This is a genomic window from Candidatus Cryptobacteroides sp., assembly GCF_056207615.1.
Window position 1 is genome coordinate 1 of sequence record NZ_JBAEER010000101.1, and the last position, 18,612, is coordinate 18,612.

Consider the following 18,612-nt stretch of genomic DNA (forward strand, 5'->3'; position numbering starts at 1 on the left):
TACGGTAGTGGCTAATTATTTGTCTCCTTTATTTCGCTTGTAATCTACAACTGCCTGCCATCCAAAGAAGATGATATATAGAAGGAAGAATAACGACTGGGAAAGGTGAAGAAGTTTGTGATCACCTAAATAATCACAAAAAGAATCTACACACATCCAAATCGCACCAACAAGAAGGATTACTAATAGAATTCTCTTGATTGTGCGTGTCTGCTTGTCTGATTGTGTCGCCATACGCAATTGCAATTTATCTAACCAAATATAAATCTATTCTCCCGTATTTACATAGCCCGGCGCAAAGATTTAGCGTCATAACTGATTATTTTTCGAAAATGCTCGAAGATTCATCGTTCCAGTTGCACTCAATGACTAGTGATGACGTCCATGTGGAGGCTTAGGGAGAGGACCGACCTCGAACCACAAGACACAAAAACAAAAAAGCCACCCAAGGTATTGGATGACAGCTATATGGTGAGGTCTCAGTTGCTCCCTTCGTACTCGGAAGACTGATATGTATTTTTAAATTAGTAGCGGGAGAAGGACTCGAACCTCCGGCCTCCGGGTTATGAGCCCGACGAGCTACCAACTGCTCTATCCCGCGATGTGGATTGCAAAGATACGCAAGATTTTTAAATCCGCAAATTTTGTTTATAAAAATTTTAAAAAATCCGGCCTATTCGCCGCTGATTCGGTCCATGTGGCAGAGGATGAGCTTACCGTTCTCGCCCCTCAGGTGCATACCGCCACCCTCGCAATAGCGCCACCACTTGCATGACCCGCATTTCCCTTCCCTGGCCCATGAACGGTCGCGATAAGGTTGGAAGCGATTCTCCCAGACGTCGATGAAATCGTCCTTGTAGATATTACCCTGATCATAGTCGGCGCGTATGCTGCCGCAAGCCGAGATCGCACCGTCTATACGCACGGAAGCAACGCTGAGACCTGCCTGGCAGCTGAAGAGATGGTCTCGCACCATGCCCTCATAACGTCCGAGGAAACCTTCGCAACCGTAGCTGGCGTCTATCCTTCCCTCCTCGCGGGTCCGGGAAATGAAAGCCATCAGCCCGCGGAAGCGTTCTGCCGAGAGCTGGAGCTCGGGATCCTTCGCAGCACGCCCTACCGGAAAGATGGTAAAAAGACGCCAATGCTTGAGGCCCAGAGAAATGAGATACTCCTTGAATTCTGCAAGCTTCTCGTAGTTTCGGTTGTTCACGCAGGTCACGACATCGAACTCGATCGAAGGCTCGTGGGCAAGTATCTCCACGGCCTTGGAGGCATATTGGAAACCGTCAGGACAGCCGCGCATCCAGTTATGGTCAGCCTCGAAGCCGTCGAGGCTGATGGTCAGGGAATGTATGCCGGCACCGAGTAGTCCGTCAATCATCCTCGGGGTCATCAGACGACCGTTGGATACCATTCCCCATGGAAATTCGAGATCATAGATGCGGCGTCCGTTGCTGAGTATGTCCGGGCGGACCAACGGCTCACCTCCGGATACGATCACCATGATCTTGTGAGAATCATATTTCTCCTTGACACGGAGGAGGACCCTCTCGAAGTCCTCGAAGGGCATGTCAGGGTGGACATCAGACACCTTGCAGTCACTTCCGCAGTGGCGGCAGGCATTGTTGCATCTGAGGGTCGACTCCCAGAAAAGCTGGGTCAGAGGGTGCTCTTCGCGGGCATCCTTCACCAGCTGACGGTTCAGCTCGAGCGCCAGACGCTGTCTGATCGAAAGTTCCGACATCCTACTCAGTCTTATCCTGCTCCATCTGGCGATACTCGACCGGACGGATCCCGTAAAGCAGCCTTATGGAACCTGGACCGTCCTGTCTCCTGACGACAGTGTCCTTAGGCGCAAGAGCCCCTGAGCCAGGGCCTTCTTCGGGCTCTGATTCAGGGGTTCTGGAAACTTTCGAAGACGACGAGCAAGCTCCTGCGAGGGACCCGAGCAGCACTGCCACGCCCCAGGCACAGATCCTGGTCAGTCTTTTCTTCATATACTTATGCGATTACTTCTGCGTCGTATCCGAGCTTCTTGAGAGCAGCCTTGAGCTTCTCAACGGTAATCTTCGAAGGATCGTAGGTAACCTTGACCATCTTGTCGTCAACAGAAACCTCGAGACCCTTGACGCCCTTCTCGAAAGAGATGTTCTCCTTCACCTTCTTTGCGCAATTCTCGCAATGGATGGTGGTTTTGAAGGTCACGGTCTTTGTCTCGACCTTGCTCTTCTTGAAAAGCTGGATCTCTGTGTTGTTCATGTTTTCAGCCGAAGCTGTCTGGGCACCTGCGAGCATTGCAGCTGCGAGGATTGCCATTACTGCTATCTTCTTCATATTCTGCTAAGTTATAGTTTTTATTCTGTTTTCCAAAGTGTGAACCTGAGGCCTGCATAGACCTTGATGCCCATGAGCGGTCCCCATACGCAGCTCGCGTCGAAGTCCGGAGCGAAAGTATCAAAAACCTCGCCATTCTTATGGCCGAGAATTACGTTCTTCTGTCTGAAGTTGGTAAGGTTCTCGCCGCCCACATATATGTCGACGCCCTTGAATCTCTTTGTAACCTGAGCATAGAGCAAAGGATAGACAGGAGTCTTGCCGTCCTTGTAGAGGAGATTGCCCTCGGCATCCTTGAGGTTGGCCATGAAATCGTATACGCGGCTAGGACCGTTCACCGAAGCGGTGAAGTCGAAGATCCACTTATTGAGGTTGGTCGCATACTGGAGGGTAAGCACACCCTTGTACTTGCTGGTCATAGGCTTCTCTACGAGTCCCACCTTGTCGGCAAGAGAGGTCTTGGCGTTTGTGTAGCGGCCGGTGAGGGTCACAGTGAATCCGCGGAAAGGCTCGCATGAGAAGTCGAGCTGGTAAGTATCGGTGAATGAACGGCCATGGTCGAGACTCTTGAGGTCATAGAAATCGATCGCGCCCATGTAGTGTTCATAGTCGACCATAGCCTGCTGCACGAACTGGGTGCGGAAATAGTCGAAGCTTACATAAGCATTGTCAGATGCGCCGAGAGGGAAATAATAGGTCGCATTGCCGCCGAAGATCCATGCATCCTCGAGGAGGTGCTTGTTGAAGTCGCCCTTGAACTCCTTCGAAGTCGAGAACACACCGACATTGTCGGTGAGCGGTGATGAGTACCTGATACCGCGACCGGCGTTGGCACGGAGCACGAGCACATCCTCGACAGGGGCATACTTGAGGGTAAGACGAGGCGAGAACTTGAATCCGTCGCCCTTGAACCAGTCGCCGCGAAGTCCGAGGATAGAAGAGAACTTCTCACCTGCGGGGAAAGTATACTCGCCGAAGATGCCGGCATTCACGAGCGCAGGTGCCTTTTCCTCAGCGTACTTGCCCAGGAGGAGTATCCTCTCGAGATTCTCCTTGTAGACGTCGCCGGTAGCGCTGAGACCGAGGGTAAAATGATGGTCCTCGCTGAGTTCATTCTGGTACAGGAGGTTGACGAATGCCGAGTGCTGGCTTGCAATATATGAGGTCGCACCGAAATGCGAATTCATGTCGTAATAGGTATAGTCGAGCACGGCTGCGACATTCTGGGAATTGTCCTCATTGAGAGGAACGCCGACCTTGAGGTAGCCACCGATGGACTGATTGAGGATGTTCGAGCCCCACGCGCTGGTCTTGTCGGCCATGTAGTTGTCATACACATACTCCGGCTGCCCCCACATGGACATCTCGCCCTTCTTGTTGGTATGCATCTCGTACTGACCGCCGCGGCGGGTATCGCGGATTGCGCGCACGCCGAAACGGACCTGCACGCCGTTGAGCGAATAGTAGAGCCAGCGGTTGCTGAGGTTGAACTGGAGCTGCTTAGGATCGTCGAGGAAACCGTCCATGTTCTCGTCCATGCTGATGAAGTTGCCGCTGACATGGCCGAGGAGAACCGTGCTCCAAGAGTCATTGAGCTGAAGCGAGGACGCGACGTTGAAGTCGGTCTTGGTATCGTTCATGGTCGAAAGGTTGATGAACAGAGGCTTCTCGTCGGTAGGCTTGCGGTGCTCCATGTTGATCTGGCCGGTGATGGACTCGACTCCGTTGATTACGGAAGTAGCGCCCTTCGCGATCTGGATGCTCTCAAGCCACTGGCCAGGCACATACGCAAGTCCGAACGGAGCTGCGAGACCGCGCATGACTGGGCGGTTCTCGTCGAGCATCTGGGTATAGGTTCCGCTGAGACCGAGCAGACGGATCTGGCGTGCTCCGGTCACCGCATCAGAATAGCCTACGGTGACGCTCGCAGAGTTCTCGAAGCTCTCCGCAAGGTTGCAGCAGGCCATGGTACAGAGACCTGCAGCCGTGATCACCTCCGTCCTGACAGGCTTCTGCTTGGAAAGGAAGGAGGTCTGCTGACGCCCTACGAACACGGTGGCATCGAGGCTGTCAGCCCTGTCGCCGTAGATGTCGTCAGTGTCGATGTCCTGCGCAAAGACTGAAACCGGCGCGATGGACATGACTGCAATGATGGTATAGATTATCTTTTTCATCTTTGAATCCTCTAATTGATAACGAATGATAAAATCGGTACGCACGTACGTGCATACGCAAAGCCCGGGACGCACTTTCAGCACGTCCTCACGCAGGCCACGACGTGGCCGAGCCTTTTATCAGACTCTGAGGATACAGAAATTGGATAGCCTGTCCACCCCAGGCAGGGAGACGGCGAGCGGCCTGAAGGCCACGGAAGAGAAGGAGCCAAGCTCGAGGCTTGGGAACTGGGGAACGAGCAGGGTCTGACAGTCTATCGTAACATGCTCGAAACCCGAAACATGATCGCTGTCCCCGGTAAGGAAAAGCTGGATGGAATCGTTGGTGCAGCATCCGTCCTCATCATCGCAATCATCGCAGCAATCGCAACCTTCATGCTCCTGACAGCAGCAATCGCAGCAGTCTTCACAACTGCAATGGCCGTGGTGATGATGGTGTTCAGGATGGATTTCATCGCAGGAGGTTCCCTCGATGAGCAAGGTCAGGTACCGTTCTCCCGTATGGTTGCAGCTGTGGATATTGACGCCACCGATACCCAGGACGTAAAAAACGACCAGGGTAAGCGAAATAAGGGAAATTATGACCTTCCTAATGCACATTTCAGGCCACAAATATAGTATTTTTTAAAATATTTTCATAACTTTGACCCAAATAACGCCTTTGAAAATGAAGTTTTGGAAAACGACTCTCGCAGTGATTGTCGGCGTGATTATCGCCAGCATAATCTGCTCTATTTTCGGTCTGATGATGCTCGGTGGAATAGCATCAATGGGCTCGGGGGCTTCTGTCCCTCCTTCTACCGGAGTGCTCAAGATCGACATGTCGACAATGACCATTTCCGAACAGAGTAGAGAAGCCAATCCCATGGAGTCTCTCCAGGGCGGAAACTCGATGACCCAGGTAGGCGTATGGGATGCAGTCCAGGCATTGAACATCGCAGCCGAGGACCCCGGCGTCAAGTACGTATACATCCTTGCTGACGGAGCGTCCGGCGGCTACGCTGAGCTCGAGGAGTTCAGGATCGCCCTTGACAATCTTCGCAACAGAGGCAAGGCAGTGATCGCGTATATCGAGAATCCCGGCAACGCTGCTTACTATCTCGCATCGGTAGCAGACAAGGTATACATGACCTCATGCGAGGGCGGAATGAACGAGATCGTGGGTATCTCTACCCAGATCATCTTCCTCAAGGACCTTCTCGACAAGCTTGGAGTCAACGTACAGCTCATCCGCCACGGCAAGTATAAGTCAGCCGGCGAGATGTATATCCGTAACGACATCAGCGCGGAGAACAGGCTCCAGTACGAGACTCTCCTCGGCACCATCTGGGAAGACATGAGCGCAAAGATTGCCGCCTCACGCGGAATCACAGCAGAGCAGTTCAATGAATATATCGACGGGCTCAAGCTCAACTCTCCCGAGGATTTCCTTTCCGCAGGTCTTGTCGACGAGCTCTACACAAGAGAGGAACTTCAGAACCAGCTCGCCACTTTATATATGGTAGAGAAGTTCAGCAAGGTCAAGTTCATCGACTTCCCTGAATACGCCGCAGCAAAGGTCACCACCAATTACAGGTCCAAGGAGAAGATCGCGATCGTCTATGCTGACGGCGAGATCATCGACGGAAACGACAAGAAGGAAGTCGCTGGCGACCGTTTCGCATCCATCATCGCAAAGGTACGCCAGGACAGCAGCGTCAAGGCTGTCGTATTCCGCGTAAGTTCTCCTGGAGGAAGCGTACTCGCATCAGAGAAGATCAAGAACGAGATAGAGCTTCTGCGCGAGTGCAAGCCTGTAATCGCGTCTTACGGAGCCTATGCCGCTTCGGGCGGATATTGGATCTCAAACAGCTGTGACAAGATTTTCTCTGACGCCACTACCCTTACCGGATCGATCGGCGTATTCAGCATGATACCTGAGGTCAGCAAGACCACGAAGAATCTCGCCCATGTGAACGTGGTCACCATCGGCACCAACGCCCACAGCGACATGTACAGTCTTATGAGACCGTTCGACCAGGACGAGCTTGACTACATGCAGGCATCAGTCGAGTCCATCTACGATAGATTCACCAGCATAGTTGCCGAGGGTCGCGGACTCGAGGTAAGCTATGTCGATGATATAGCCCAGGGCAGGGTCTGGGCAGGTGCGGACGCGCTCAAGATCGGTCTCGTAGACCAGATCGGAACCCTGGAGGATGCGGTACACTATGCAGCGGAGGTTGCCCATGGAGTCAACGGCAGCGACCTCAGCAGCTGGCAGATCGTATCATACCCTAAGCCTCTCACCCTCATGGATCAGGTCTATGAGATGGTAGGCATGTCCAAGGAAGAGCTCGTGTTCGCGGGAACTCCTTTCGCAGGCGTAGAGAGGGCTTTCAGGGATTTCAATGAAACTAAGGCAGGACAGGTTTATGCCAGAATGCCGTATGCAATAACCGTAGAATAAGATTTTTATGGAAAACTTGGCAATGGGATTTCAGCTTATGCTGATAGGTATGGTTACCGTGTTCATGATCCTCATGATCGTGATCTACGGCAGCAAGCTCCTCATTTCCGTCATCAACAAGATTGCTCCGGAGGAGGTAAAGAAAGAAAAGTCATCGTCAGAGGGAGAAGTCCCAATGGCAATACTCCAGGAGGCTGTCGCACAGCTTACCGGAGGCAAGGGTCATATTGTAAACTTAACCAGAATCAACTAGTACATATATGAGAGAAGTAAAACTCAGTCTCGTATTCAGGGACATGTGGCAGAGCGCCGGTAAGTATCAGCCAAGGGTAGACCAGCTCGTGAAGGTTGCTCCCGCAATCATCCGTATGGGATGCTTCGATCGCGTCGAGACCAACGGCGGTGGCTTCGAGCAGGTGAACCTTCTTTTCGGAGAGAATCCTAACATCGCTGTCAGGGAATGGACCAGGCCTTTCCATGAGGCAGGCATCCAGACACACATGCTCGACCGTGCACTCAACGGACTCAGGATGAGCCCATGTCCAAAGGATCTGAGACAGCTCTTCTATAGGGTAAAGAAGGCCCAGGGTACAGATATCACCCGAATCTTCTGCGGACTCAATGACCCGAGGAACGTGATTCCTTCGATCAAGTACGCCAAGGACGCAGGAATGATCGCCCAGGCGTCGCTCTGCGTAACCTTCTCCCCTGTCCATACAGTCGAGTACTATCTCGACCTTGCGAAGCAGTTCATCGAGGCTGGTGCTGACGAGATCTGCCTCAAGGACATGGCGGGTATCGCACGTCCTGCATCACTCGGAAAGATCGTAGCCGGCATCAAGGCTATCAAGAAAGACATCATCATCCAGTACCATTCTCATGCAGGTCCTGGCTTCAACATGGCATCCATCCTCGAGGTTTGCGAGAATGGTTGCGACTATGTAGATGTCGGCATGTCGCCTCTCTCATGGGGTACCGGTCACGCTGACGTGATTGCCGTACAGGAGATGCTCAAGGACGCTGGATTCAAGGTTAAGGAGATCAACATGGAGGCATACATGGAAGTACGCACCCAGATTCAGGAGATGCTTGACGACTTCCTCGGCTACTATTGTCCGGATCTCAACAGGGTCAACAACTCACTCCTCATCAAGCCAGGCCTCCCTGGCGGAATGATGGGATCGCTCATGACCGACCTTGAGGACAACCTCGCACAGCTCAACAAGTGGAAGACCAAGAACGGTCAGCCAACTCTCACCACCGACCAGATCCTCATCAAGCTCTTTGACGAGGTGGCTTACGTATGGCCACGCGTCGGATACCCTACCCTCGTGACTCCGTTCTCGCAGTACGTGAAGAACCTCGCGCTCATGAACGTGATCCAGATGGAGAAGGGCAAGGAGCGTTGGAGCATGATCGGAGACAATATCTGGGATATGATTCTCGGAAAGGCAGGAAAGCTTGCCGGTCCTGTCGCTCCTGAGCTCGTCGAGCTCGCGAAGTCACAGAATCGTGCATTCCTCGAGAACGACCCTCAGGAGAACTATCCTGACTGCCTCGACAGCTTCATCGAGAAGATGAAGGCTAACGGTTGGGACAGGGGTCAGGACGACGAGGAACTCTTCGAGTACGCAATGCATCCAACCCAGTATGAGGCATACAAGAGCGGCAAGGCAAAGGCTGACTTCGAGGCCGATCTCGCTAAGCGCAAGGCAGAGAAGAATGCTCCTTCAGCAGCAGCAATGCCTTCAGTGATAACAGTAACTCTCAATGGCCAGACCTATAAGCTCGACGTCGCATACGGTGACGCAGTTCCTACCGCAAGCCCAGAGGCCGCAGCCCCTGCTGCTCCTGCAGGCGCAGGTGAGGACATTCCTGCTCCGCTCTCCGGCAAGTTCTATCTTACCAGCGAGCCAGGCGAGCAGCCTAAGAAGGTCGGCGACAAGGTAAAGAAGGGCGACACGCTCTGCTACATCGAGGCCATGAAGGTGAACAACGCCATCAGCGCTGACTTTGACGGAACCATCACCGCCATCCTCGCCCACAACGGCGACACCATCGACGAAGACGACGTGATCCTCAAGATCGCTAGAAACTAAAGGAGGACAGGGATGGACGGTTTTGTTGAAATATTGAGGAAGCTCTACGAGATGACTGCCCTGAGCAGCATCATCGCAGACCCTACCTTCCTCGTGATGTATCTCATTGCGTTCGGATTGCTGTACCTCGGCATCGTGAAGAAGTATGAACCTCTTCTTCTCGTTCCTATTGCGTTCGGCGTCCTCATCGCAAACTTCCCTGGAGGCGACATGGGTGTCATCCAGGCTGACTCTCTCGGCTATGTTACCCTCGCCGATGGCACAAAGGAAATTATCTGGGACATGCCTCTCCACAAGATTGCGCATGAGTTCGGCATAATGAACTACCTCTACTACGCATTGATCAAGTCCGGACTCCTCCCACCTGTGATCTTCATGGGTGTCGGTGCGATGACTGACTTCGGTCCTATGCTCCGCAACCTCAAGCTCGCCATCTTCGGCGCAGCTGCACAGTTCGGTATATTCGCAGTGTTCATCGTTGCCCTTCTCCTGGGCTTCACCCCGCAGGAAGCAGGTTCTCTCGGAATCATCGGCGGTGCTGACGGTCCTACCGCAATCTTCACCACCATCAAGCTTGCGCCTCACCTTCTCGGCCCTATCGCCATCGCCGCATACAGCTACATGGCTCTCGTTCCGGTTATCATCCCTCTCGTGGTGAAGCTTCTCTGCAGCAAGAAGGAGCTCGCTATCAACATGAAGGAGCAGGACAAGCTCTATCCTGAGAAGAATGAGATCAAGAACATGCGCGCCGTGAAGATCATCTTCCCTATCGCAGTTACCACCATCGTGGCAATCTTCGTCCCTACTGCAGTTCCGCTCGTAGGTATGCTGATGTTCGGTAACCTCATCAGGGAGATCGGTCCAGACACAAGCCGCCTCTTCAATACCGCAAGCAACGGTCTCATGAACGCAGCCACCATCTTCCTCGGACTTTGCGTCGGCGCGACCATGACCTCTGAGGCTTTCCTCAACCTCACTACCATCGGCATCGTGATCGGAGGCTTCCTCGCTTTCGCTCTCAGCATCGCAAGCGGTATCTGCATGGTGAAGGTTTGGAACCTTTTCGCGAAGAAGAAGATCAATCCGCTCGTAGGAGCTACCGGCCTTTCTGCCGTGCCTATGGCAAGCCGCGTTTGCAACGGAATCAGCACCAAGTACGATCCGAAGAACCATGTACTCAACTATTGCATGGCTTCGAATATCTCCGGTGTCATCGGTTCAGCTGTCGCTGCCGGTATCCTCATCTCTTTCCTCGGCTAAATTCAACCTACATAACAGAAAGAGGGTCCGACCATCTGGGTCGGGCTCTCTTTCGTTTCCGCTCGTTGTTATCGCAGCTGCCCCGAGGGGCATGCCGACTACACTAAGTTTCGACAAATGTTTCGGCGGCGGGCTGTCCCACCGGAGACCTTCCGCCTCGCACCATCCCTCCCACCGCGCTGCGCTTGTGGGCCCCCCCCGTTTACGAAGTCACGGGTGACTAGGGGTCCCGGTGGGGACAGCCTGCCGCCGAGACAAGCATGCACCGTAGTTTGGCACGAACGACAAAAAACAAAGGATTTTTGGAGTTCGCGCCAGCAAAACGTAGAAAAAACGCTAAAAACACGTCACGAAAGACAAAAACAAGCCGTTTTTTGTCGCTCGCGCCATGGGCGAGCAAAAGGCCGCTGGCAAAAAGACAGGATTTAGGCAAATGATGGATCTACCTTTGGGTGACTTTGACGACGGTCCTGGTGGACGTAGTGACCTTGAGAGAGTCGTCGATACGAAGGCAGAGGACAGCGTAGACATGGTGGTCTGAGCTGTCTGACGACGCCAGGACACGAATTACGGACTTTTCCGGAAGCGAGAGATGGAGGTCAGTGAAGAGGTCGCTGAGTTTCTTCTTCCCCTTCATGCCGAGAGGCCTCAGCCAGTCACCTTCTGCCCAGGGCCTGATGACGGCACCTGAAGGAAGCTTTTCAGCATCATAGATCAGGGTGCCAGCCGGACAACGAAGATCCATGGATGGATCATAAGGTAACTCTTCGAACACGAATGAAGGCTCAGGCGCCCCGGACTTGTCTGAGATCAGAAGCCTGTCTGAAGCAGAATAGAGCCTGTAATCAGCGCTCTCAAAGCATTTGCCGGAGAAGGTGGCGTCATTGTCCGACAGGAGTCTGCAAACGTCAGAAATCACGGCAGAAGAGAATCCGTAGCTGTCAAGGATATCATAGAGCAGATACTCCCAATGCTTGATAGAGAGAAGCCTGGAAACAACGACACTATCACCGTCCATGACTTCCGTGCGATTCTCGGCGCACCAGTCATCAACGATTGCAGAGGCCGCTGAAAAATGTTTCATGTCGCGGTTCAGGACCTGGACGAAGGCTCCGTTAATCTCCGAGAACACAGGGAAAACCTGATTTCGGATCTTATTCCTGCCATACTCGTTCTCGAGATTGGTCCTGTCCGTCCTGAAGGGCACTTCGTGATCTCTGGCATAGTCTTCAATCTCAGCCCTGGTCATTCCAAGGAGAGGTCGGATCACCGCCGGAGGCATCTTATATGAATGCGACGAAATTTGTCGCACCATGCCGTCGGACATGCCCACAATACCCCTCAGGCCTGTTCCGCGCAGCAGGTTGAGCATGAGAGTCTCGGCATTGTCGTTGGCGTTGTGGGCGACGGCCACAGCATCGTAGCCCTCGTCGGCACACAACTGCGCAAACCAGCCATACCTGAGCTCACGGGCGGCCATCTCTATGCTGACGCCATGTTCCCGAGAATATGCTACGGTATCGAAGTCCTTCCCGTGGAACCTGATTCCATGCGCTGCAGCCCAATGCTCCACCAACTCCGCATCCTGGTCACAGTCGCCGGGACGAAGATGGAAATTGCAATGAGCGATGGCGAGGCCCTCATATATACGACTATGGCTGAACATGATGTCAGCCATAGTCATTGAATCGATGCCTCCGCTTACAGCCAGGAGAACTTTCATATTGGTCTTCGATTACTTCTTAGACGAAATGGTGTAAGTGAAACCGAACGCGATAGACTCCTTGAACTGTACTGCAGGACCGCCCTCTGGATGCTTCTTGGTCACGATCTTGACCATGTCATCATAGATGAGGTTGGTAGTGAGGGTAAGTGCGAAGTACTTGGCGAGCTTCCAGTCGATACGGTTATCCCAGTTGATACGAGGACATGGATGAGCCTTGTGGTCCTTGAGGTAATCCTCGAAGAGAACGAACTGAGTCGTATAGAAGAACTTGTCGTTGACCTGAGCCTTGAGGTCGACCTTGAGCATGGCACCAAACTCGAATCTGTGTGAGCGATATGGGCTAAGATTGCCACCGCCGAAGCCTTTCTCGATGGCCTGCTGATTCTTTGCTGCGATCTCCTCGTCTGAGAGTCCCTCGAACTCCTTCTTGAGCTTCATAGAGTAAGCAGTACGGTATGCAGGGTCGATCACGAAGGTGTAACCACCGGTGAGAGGCGCGAAGCTGACGCTGAACCAATCCTTAGGCTTCCAGTCGATACCAAGCGCGAGAGTGGTGTACGCAGGTGAAAGGAAGTTTGACTTACCTACGCGAGCGTCCTTCCAGTCCTGCCTGGTAGGATCAATAGGATTACCATCGTCGTCATGCTTTGCTGCTGGAGTCTTGTACTCGTAACCTGTAGTGAACTGTGACTTGAAGTCATAGTTGGCTGAGAAGTAGAGCTTATCCTTGATCTGATAACCCCAGCGAGACTCGAGGTAGATACGGTCAGCATTCTTCTGAAGGAGTGGCTTCGAAGAAGCGTAGAGGAATCCGTAGTCGAGCTGGAGACGGTTGTTCCAGAACATTGCCTCCTTCTTGTAGTTCGCGTTACCGTCGATATAGGCGGCAAGTGACACGGTGTTGTCACCACCGGCCGCCCAGTTGGTGAGAGATGTCTGTCCGAGATTGATGTTTGTGGCAAGAGACTCAACCCAGAAATCCTTGAACCTAGGGGCTGGGGCTGGAGCCTCAGGTGCTGCTGCGGCTGCTGCGGCTGCTGCGGCTGCTGCCTCGTCCTGTGCCATGGCAGCGAATGAGCTGAGCATTGCTGCGATTATGATAATAGTCTTCTTCATGTTCTGTATGAATTAAGATTAGTATGAAATTGCAAATACGACTCTCTTTGATGAAGGCTTGCCGCTGTAGATGCACTTGCCCTCTTCCTCGCATACGACGGTATCCTCAGGGATGCATCGTATGGTTGCCTTGGTCTCATCCTTGATAGCCTGCTCGGTCTCAGGAGTACCATCCCAATGGCAGAGAAGGAAACCGCCCTTCTGGATCTCGGTCTTGAACTCCTCCCAGGTGTCAACCTTGCGGATGTTCGCCGAACGGTAGGCTGCCGCCTTGTCATAGATATTCTTCTGGATGTCCTCGAGGAGAGCATCGATGCGGGCGCTGAGACCTTCCATTGGTGCAGACTCCTTGGTGAGGGTATCACGGCGAGCAAGCTCCACAGTACCGTTTGCAAGGTCGCGTGGGCCGATGGCAACACGTACAGGAACTCCCTTGAGCTCCCACTCCGCGAACTTGAATCCTGGGCGGAGAGTATCACGATCGTCAACCTTGACGCTATGGCCTGCAGCCTCGAGTTCCTTCTTGATCTCGTACATCTTGTCGAGGATGGCGTTGTGTTCCTCCTCTGTCTTGAAGATAGGAACCATCACGACCTGGATAGGTGCGAGCTTCGGTGGAAGCACGAGACCGTTATCGTCTCCATGAGACATGATGAGAGCACCCATGAGACGGGTTGAAACGCCCCACGATGTTGCCCATACATACTCCTGCTTGCCTTCCTTGTTGGTATATGTAACGTCGAATGACTTAGCGAAGTTCTGTCCGAGGAAATGAGATGTACCTGCCTGGAGAGCCTTACCGTCCTGCATCATGGCCTCAATGGTAAGGGTATCAAGCGCACCTGCGAATCTCTCGTTAGGGCTCTTATGTCCTACGATCACAGGAAGAGCCATCACATTGCGTGCGAAATCAGCATACACGTTGACCATGCGGTTGGTCTCCTCGATAGCCTCCTGAGCGGTAGCATGTGCAGTATGTCCCTCCTGCCAGAGGAACTCTGCGGTACGGAGGAAAAGACGGGTACGCATCTCCCAGCGTACGACGTTAGCCCACTGGTTGCAGAGGATAGGGAGATCCCTCCATGAGGTGATCCAGTTCTTGTATGTAGACCAGATGATGGTCTCGGAAGTAGGACGTACGATGAGTTCCTCCTCGAGCTTAGCCTCAGGATCGACAACGACGCCCTTTCCGTTAGGGTCGTTCATGAGACGGTGATGTGTCACTACCGCACACTCCTTCGCGAAGCCTGCGACGTGCTCAGCCTCGCGGCTGAAGAAAGACTTAGGGATGAAGAGAGGGAAATATGCATTGACATGTCCTGTCTCCTTGAACATCTTGTCAAGCTCATGCTGCATCTTCTCCCAGATCGCATAACCATAAGGCTTGATCACCATACATCCCCTGACTGCAGACTGCTCTGCGAGGTCAGCCTTTACAACGAGGTCGTTGTACCACTGAGAGTAGTTCTCGGACCTGCTTGTCACTTCTTTTGCCATCTTATATTGATTTTGTTGAAAAAACTTAGTATCATTGTGCAAGTTAGCATGCTAATTGCTATGCAATTCGCAACGAAGTGCGAATGTACGAATTTTTATCCAATTTATAGGAGAGAGACGAAATGAAAATAAGGTTTTGCATACTTGTTTCCGCCATTATTGCCGTATCGGCATGCGGAACCACGAAAAACATCTCCGATCTTGCTTATCAGGACGATCTTTACTCGGCCTCAGGCAGACCGTCATCAACAGTCTCCAAGGCTGACAAAGCGGCAGCAGACTCGCTCGTAGAGGCGACAAAGAAGACCATGTCACTCGTTGACGAGCAGGAAGAGGAGCTTGCGAAAGATGCCGAAAAGATCTATAAGAACATGAAGGTCGGCAACACGACCATCCAGATACCGGAGAACGCCACCGTCAACATCTATGAGAACTATGACCCATGGGGATGGAGCTATCCGAGCTTCTATTTCGGCGTCGGCTTCCATTCATGGAGTTGGTATCATGACCCTTGGTTCTACGGTCCATACTATTATTCGTGGCATAGTCCATTCTACTGGCACGGTTGGTACGACCCTTGGTTCCATGACCCATGGTATATAGGATTCTACCCGTTCTATGAGCCTTGGCACTACCATGGATGGTATTGGGGACCATACTGGTACTCTTACGACATGGGATTCTACGATGGTTACTATTCCGGATTCTACCACAACCGCGGCTATCAATACACCGCTACCCCTATGAGCAGATATCCCAGCTCAGTAGCAGGAATGCGCAGCGGAGCCATGGCCAGCGCAGCACGCACAAGGACCAACGTCGCAGGTACCGCAGTATCGAGGACCGCAGGTGGAGTCTCAAGGACCGCTGGCACTGCAACTACAAGGACTGCTTCAAGCGCGACTGCAGTTGCACGCAAGGCTGTCGACTCGAAGACCATGACCCAGATCGCACGCACATCTACAGGATCATCTTCTACCGTAAGGTCTGCATCGAACTCTGACGTCAGGAGCGCAAGCACCAACGTAAGAAGCAGCCAGTCCAGCTCAAGCACCAGCAGGAGCAGCGTAGGTAGCACCAGCAGGAGCAGCGTAGGCAACACCACCACGAGAAGCAGCAGCTACTCTACCCCTGCAACATCCACCTACCGCAGATCTACCTCGAGCAGCAGCACTTCCCGCTCAAGTTCATATAGCGGCGGCAGCACATCCAGGGGCAGCGTATACCAGAACGGAAGCGTGACCAGGAGCAATGGCAGCAGCTACTCGGGAAGCACTTCAAGAGGATATGAGGGCACCACACGCAGCGCAGGAAGCTATTCTGGCGGCACATCACGCAGTGCTGGATCATACAGCGGCGGTGGCGGATACTCTGGCGGCGCATCACGCAGCTCCGGCGGATACTCTGGCGGCGGAAGCACCACACGCTCAGGTGGTGGCGCACCGGCAGGAAGGCGTTAATCTAAATCAAGACAGAAATGAAGAAAATCATATTCACAACCTTGCTTGCATTGACCGCAGGAATTGCGGCCCACGCGCAGAACATGTATGACGGGCTCTTCTTCAGCGAGAACGACTACGTGGGCTCTGCCAGGACCCTGGGAATGGGCAATGCATTCACAGCCCTCGGTGGCGATACCGGTGCTATGGGCCTCAACCCTGCCGGCACCGCCATCATCAAGAACCTCCAGGCATCGTTCTCCGTCGGTTTCAATACCGCGATCAGCGGAGCACAGGGAACCCAGCCGGAGCAGTGGTTCGGCGACTACACGAGCAGGCGCACCACCAATGCCAGCATTCCAAACATCGGTATCGTATACAGCTTTGACACCCACAGGAGCTCAGGCGTGAAAAGGGTGACCTTAGGTTTTGCATCCAATGTCTCGAAGGTGTTCCTTGACAACACCAAGGCCAGCGGCAACACATACGGCACCTCGTATGCCGGCTGGCTCGCCGCAAACACCAACGCGCCCTATTCTTCGCTCGTGAAATCTGACGCGTACGAAAACGGATTCTATCCATGGGACTGCATCGCCGGAGTACAGGGCGGACTCATCAGCAACATCGGCGGAGAGGAGAAACTCTACGTGGGTGCAACTGAGAAGTACACCATCAACCCGGACGGCACGTACAACATATACAGCGCAGGCACCCTCAAGCAGGATTACGGAAGAAGCCTCGAAGGCGCAAAGAAGGACGGAGTCATCAACTTGGGCCTCAACATCAACGACTGGATCTTCGTCGGAGCGAACTTCGGAATCACTTCCATAAGATACGAGATGGGTTGGCACATTGAGGAGGCCGCTCAGGACATGAAGGATTTCGACATCGTATTCAATGAAAAGGGAGCGGAAGTCCTCACCTACTTCAAGAGCCTTCGTTACCAGTATCGTTTCAACGTGAGGGGATCAGGCATGTACGGTAAGTTCGGACTCATCATGACTCCTACCAAGTCACTCCGTATCGGAGCAACGGTTCAGACTCCTACATATCAGGCGATGACCGAGACATGGAACGTTGCTGCAACCAGCAGTTATGACAATTCGAAGTACAACAGCGAGTCCGGCAGTCCAAGCGCACAGCAGAGATACGTGCTCCACACTCCTTGGCATGCAAGCGCCGGTGTGGCATATACCATCGGAAAGAAAGCCCTCGTCAGCGCAGACTACGAGGCGACGTTCTTCAAGAGCATGAAGTTCGGATACCAGAACGAGGAAGACCGCTTCGGAGCCGTGAACGAGAGCATACGTGACTGCATGACCGTCCAGCATAACCTCAGGGTCGGAGCCGAGTACAAGGTGACGCCTCAGTTCGCTCTCAGGGCAGGCTACGACATGCACACCACCGCGGTTGCTAACGACTATGACATCTTCGGAGAGCTCATGACGATCAAGCCTCAGTACAGGCATGCGGCTTCAGCCGGCATAGGCTTCCAGACCAAGGGTGCCCTCTTCTTCGACCTCGCCGCCAAGGCAAGCTTCCTCGAGGAAGAGTACATCAAGCCTTACGCAGACTACATCCTCGACACAAATAACAATAAGGTGCTCGAAGCGAGCCCTGAAATCCGCAACGTCAGGACCCTCATCAACGGAGTATTCACTATCGGATATCGCTTCTAGGACAAGGTCTAGAACCTTGACTTGAGATGAGAGAGGGCATCGGGGCCCTCGTTGAAGAGAAGGTCCATGACGGACACGCCATATTGGAAACCGTACTTTCCGGAGAACACCTGGTAGTACGGTTTTCTTATGCCCAGTTCCTCCAGGATCGTATTCTCACGCTTGGGGTGGATTGCCTCACGAAGATCCCTGGCGTCTTCCGGGACGGAGCCATACTGCTGAGTAAAACGTATCTCGGCAGGGATTCCCAGCATCGCGAGGAAGTACTCCATCAGGCGGGAGTTCAGTTCGAAAAGAGTTTCGGGATGGCTGTCGAGTATGGCGAAAAGTTCATCCTTATAGTATTCGAAGAATGCAGAGGTGCTGTATGCCGAGGTAATCGCCCTCTCAGCCCTCGTCACCCAATCCGTCTTATAGTCTATCTCGACCTCAGTGATGGGGATATTGTTGTGAGAGCCCTCCCTATGGACTATAGGGAAGCTTATGTTCTCGCGACCTCCGGCAGCACATATCGTGCACCTGTTTCGCCAGGACTGCTTCTGATAGTTCTCGCAGGCCTCCAGCCACACCACAGACGGAATTACCCTGTCCGGAGACAGGGTAACTTCAGCAGCAATCGCTGCGTAATATTCCACCGGCGCACAGAACGCCGACGTAAGGAGTACGGCCACTATTCAAGATCGCCCTTAGATCCTATGCTGTTGCCCTTGACGATACCCCTCTTCGAGCCTCTGATGAAGTTCAAGATGGTATCACGCTCCTGACTCTCAGGAAAACCTGCCTCAACGCGGTCGAGCGCATCGCTGACATTCATTCCGCTGAAGTAGATGAGGTCA

At 53.1% G+C, this 18,612-nt stretch carries 16 protein-coding genes and 1 tRNA gene; 7 read left to right on the forward strand and 10 right to left on the reverse strand.

The annotated features are described in order from the left end of the window. Nucleotides 1-528: 528 nt before the first annotated feature. The 5 genes from AC06ND_RS06150 to AC06ND_RS06170 all read right to left on the reverse strand — a co-directional run bounded on the left by AC06ND_RS06150 (nucleotide 529) and on the right by AC06ND_RS06170 (nucleotide 4,511). Nucleotides 529-601: transfer RNA gene (locus AC06ND_RS06150), tRNA-Met, on the reverse strand. Between the two features lie 72 nt (nucleotides 602-673). Further along, nucleotides 674-1,747: a TIGR04133 family radical SAM/SPASM protein gene (locus tag AC06ND_RS06155; RefSeq protein ID WP_475678117.1), complete on the reverse strand. Its 1,074-nt coding sequence runs from the start codon at nucleotides 1,745-1,747 to the stop codon at nucleotides 674-676. 1 nt (nucleotide 1,748) lies between these two features. Continuing rightward, complete coding sequence (locus AC06ND_RS06160) at nucleotides 1,749-2,000, reverse strand: hypothetical protein (RefSeq protein ID WP_475678118.1); 252 nt, start codon at nucleotides 1,998-2,000, stop codon at nucleotides 1,749-1,751. Between the two features lie 4 nt (nucleotides 2,001-2,004). Next, the gene (locus AC06ND_RS06165) at nucleotides 2,005-2,337 is read right to left on the reverse strand and encodes a heavy-metal-associated domain-containing protein (RefSeq protein WP_475678119.1); all 333 of its coding nucleotides are present in this window, start codon (nucleotides 2,335-2,337) and stop codon (nucleotides 2,005-2,007) included. A 20-nt stretch (nucleotides 2,338-2,357) separates the two neighbouring features. Continuing rightward, nucleotides 2,358-4,511: a TonB-dependent receptor plug domain-containing protein gene (locus AC06ND_RS06170; protein WP_475678120.1), complete on the reverse strand. Its 2,154-nt coding sequence runs from the start codon at nucleotides 4,509-4,511 to the stop codon at nucleotides 2,358-2,360. Nucleotides 4,512-4,775: 264 nt separating this feature from the next. Between AC06ND_RS06170 and AC06ND_RS06175 the strand changes: the two genes are divergently transcribed. Genes AC06ND_RS06175 through AC06ND_RS06195 form a run of 5 tightly spaced genes read left to right on the forward strand, consistent with a single transcriptional unit; the run spans nucleotide 4,776 to nucleotide 10,319 of the window. Beyond that, entirely contained in the window at nucleotides 4,776-5,129 is a 354-nt protein-coding gene (locus AC06ND_RS06175; RefSeq protein WP_475678121.1) for a hypothetical protein, read from the forward strand. Nucleotides 5,130-5,178: 49 nt separating this feature from the next. Further along, nucleotides 5,179-6,960, forward strand: coding sequence for a signal peptide peptidase SppA (gene sppA, locus AC06ND_RS06180; RefSeq protein WP_475678122.1), 1,782 nt, complete (start codon nucleotides 5,179-5,181; stop codon nucleotides 6,958-6,960). A 7-nt stretch (nucleotides 6,961-6,967) separates the two neighbouring features. Further along, nucleotides 6,968-7,213 carry an OadG family protein gene (locus AC06ND_RS06185; protein ID WP_475678123.1) on the forward strand — a complete coding sequence of 82 codons (246 nt, stop codon included), beginning with the start codon at nucleotides 6,968-6,970 and terminating at the stop codon, nucleotides 7,211-7,213. A gap of 7 nt (nucleotides 7,214-7,220) precedes the next feature. After that, the gene (locus AC06ND_RS06190) at nucleotides 7,221-9,059 is read left to right on the forward strand and encodes a biotin/lipoyl-containing protein (protein WP_475678124.1); all 1,839 of its coding nucleotides are present in this window, start codon (nucleotides 7,221-7,223) and stop codon (nucleotides 9,057-9,059) included. 12 nt (nucleotides 9,060-9,071) lie between these two features. Continuing rightward, entirely contained in the window at nucleotides 9,072-10,319 is a 1,248-nt protein-coding gene (locus AC06ND_RS06195) for a sodium ion-translocating decarboxylase subunit beta (RefSeq protein ID WP_475678125.1), read from the forward strand. A 442-nt stretch (nucleotides 10,320-10,761) separates the two neighbouring features. On the opposite strand, the gene tilS is transcribed toward AC06ND_RS06195, so the two are convergent. Genes tilS through proS form a run of 3 tightly spaced genes read right to left on the reverse strand, consistent with a single transcriptional unit; the run spans nucleotide 10,762 to nucleotide 14,658 of the window. Continuing rightward, nucleotides 10,762-12,042, reverse strand: coding sequence for a tRNA lysidine(34) synthetase TilS (tilS, locus tag AC06ND_RS06200; protein ID WP_475678126.1), 1,281 nt, complete (start codon nucleotides 12,040-12,042; stop codon nucleotides 10,762-10,764). A 12-nt stretch (nucleotides 12,043-12,054) separates the two neighbouring features. Further along, nucleotides 12,055-13,161, reverse strand: a complete 1,107-nt coding sequence (locus tag AC06ND_RS06205; RefSeq protein WP_475678127.1) for a DUF3078 domain-containing protein — start codon at nucleotides 13,159-13,161, stop codon at nucleotides 12,055-12,057. An 18-nt stretch (nucleotides 13,162-13,179) separates the two neighbouring features. Beyond that, nucleotides 13,180-14,658 carry a proline--tRNA ligase gene (proS, locus tag AC06ND_RS06210; RefSeq protein ID WP_475678128.1) on the reverse strand — a complete coding sequence of 493 codons (1,479 nt, stop codon included), beginning with the start codon at nucleotides 14,656-14,658 and terminating at the stop codon, nucleotides 13,180-13,182. Between the two features lie 122 nt (nucleotides 14,659-14,780). Here proS and AC06ND_RS06215 point away from each other — a divergent pair, with 122 nt between their 5' ends. Both AC06ND_RS06215 and AC06ND_RS06220 read left to right on the forward strand, forming a co-directional pair. Then, a complete protein-coding gene (locus AC06ND_RS06215; protein WP_475678129.1) occupies nucleotides 14,781-16,118 on the forward strand; it encodes a hypothetical protein in 1,338 nt (445 codons plus the stop codon). A 17-nt stretch (nucleotides 16,119-16,135) separates the two neighbouring features. Next, the gene (locus AC06ND_RS06220; RefSeq protein ID WP_475678130.1) at nucleotides 16,136-17,776 is read left to right on the forward strand and encodes an OmpP1/FadL family transporter; all 1,641 of its coding nucleotides are present in this window, start codon (nucleotides 16,136-16,138) and stop codon (nucleotides 17,774-17,776) included. Between the two features lie 8 nt (nucleotides 17,777-17,784). Here the strand turns inward: AC06ND_RS06220 and AC06ND_RS06225 are convergent, their stop codons facing one another. Both AC06ND_RS06225 and AC06ND_RS06230 read right to left on the reverse strand, forming a co-directional pair. Next, the gene (locus AC06ND_RS06225; RefSeq protein WP_475678131.1) at nucleotides 17,785-18,447 is read right to left on the reverse strand and encodes a WbqC family protein; all 663 of its coding nucleotides are present in this window, start codon (nucleotides 18,445-18,447) and stop codon (nucleotides 17,785-17,787) included. After that, nucleotides 18,447-18,605, reverse strand: coding sequence for a hypothetical protein (locus AC06ND_RS06230; protein ID WP_475678132.1), 159 nt, complete (start codon nucleotides 18,603-18,605; stop codon nucleotides 18,447-18,449). Before AC06ND_RS06230 ends, AC06ND_RS06225 begins: the two co-directional genes overlap by 1 nt. Nucleotides 18,606-18,612 lie beyond the last annotated feature (7 nt).

Excerpts from the sequence above, each read along its gene's own strand:
- AC06ND_RS06155 (WP_475678117.1), bottom strand. The coding sequence starts at position 1,747 with ATGTCGGAACTTTCGATCAGACAGCGTCTGGCGCTCGAGCTGAACCGT.
- AC06ND_RS06160 (WP_475678118.1), bottom strand. The coding sequence starts at position 2,000 with ATGAAGAAAAGACTGACCAGGATCTGTGCCTGGGGCGTGGCAGTGCTG.
- AC06ND_RS06165 (WP_475678119.1), bottom strand. The coding sequence starts at position 2,337 with ATGAAGAAGATAGCAGTAATGGCAATCCTCGCAGCTGCAATGCTCGCA.
- AC06ND_RS06170 (WP_475678120.1), bottom strand. The coding sequence starts at position 4,511 with ATGAAAAAGATAATCTATACCATCATTGCAGTCATGTCCATCGCGCCG.
- AC06ND_RS06175 (WP_475678121.1), top strand. The coding sequence starts at position 4,776 with ATGCTCGAAACCCGAAACATGATCGCTGTCCCCGGTAAGGAAAAGCTG.
- sppA (WP_475678122.1), top strand. The coding sequence starts at position 5,179 with ATGAAGTTTTGGAAAACGACTCTCGCAGTGATTGTCGGCGTGATTATC.
- AC06ND_RS06185 (WP_475678123.1), top strand. The coding sequence starts at position 6,968 with ATGGAAAACTTGGCAATGGGATTTCAGCTTATGCTGATAGGTATGGTT.
- AC06ND_RS06190 (WP_475678124.1), top strand. The coding sequence starts at position 7,221 with ATGAGAGAAGTAAAACTCAGTCTCGTATTCAGGGACATGTGGCAGAGC.
- AC06ND_RS06195 (WP_475678125.1), top strand. The coding sequence starts at position 9,072 with ATGGACGGTTTTGTTGAAATATTGAGGAAGCTCTACGAGATGACTGCC.
- tilS (WP_475678126.1), bottom strand. The coding sequence starts at position 12,042 with ATGAAAGTTCTCCTGGCTGTAAGCGGAGGCATCGATTCAATGACTATG.
- AC06ND_RS06205 (WP_475678127.1), bottom strand. The coding sequence starts at position 13,161 with ATGAAGAAGACTATTATCATAATCGCAGCAATGCTCAGCTCATTCGCT.
- proS (WP_475678128.1), bottom strand. The coding sequence starts at position 14,658 with ATGGCAAAAGAAGTGACAAGCAGGTCCGAGAACTACTCTCAGTGGTAC.
- AC06ND_RS06215 (WP_475678129.1), top strand. The coding sequence starts at position 14,781 with ATGAAAATAAGGTTTTGCATACTTGTTTCCGCCATTATTGCCGTATCG.
- AC06ND_RS06220 (WP_475678130.1), top strand. The coding sequence starts at position 16,136 with ATGAAGAAAATCATATTCACAACCTTGCTTGCATTGACCGCAGGAATT.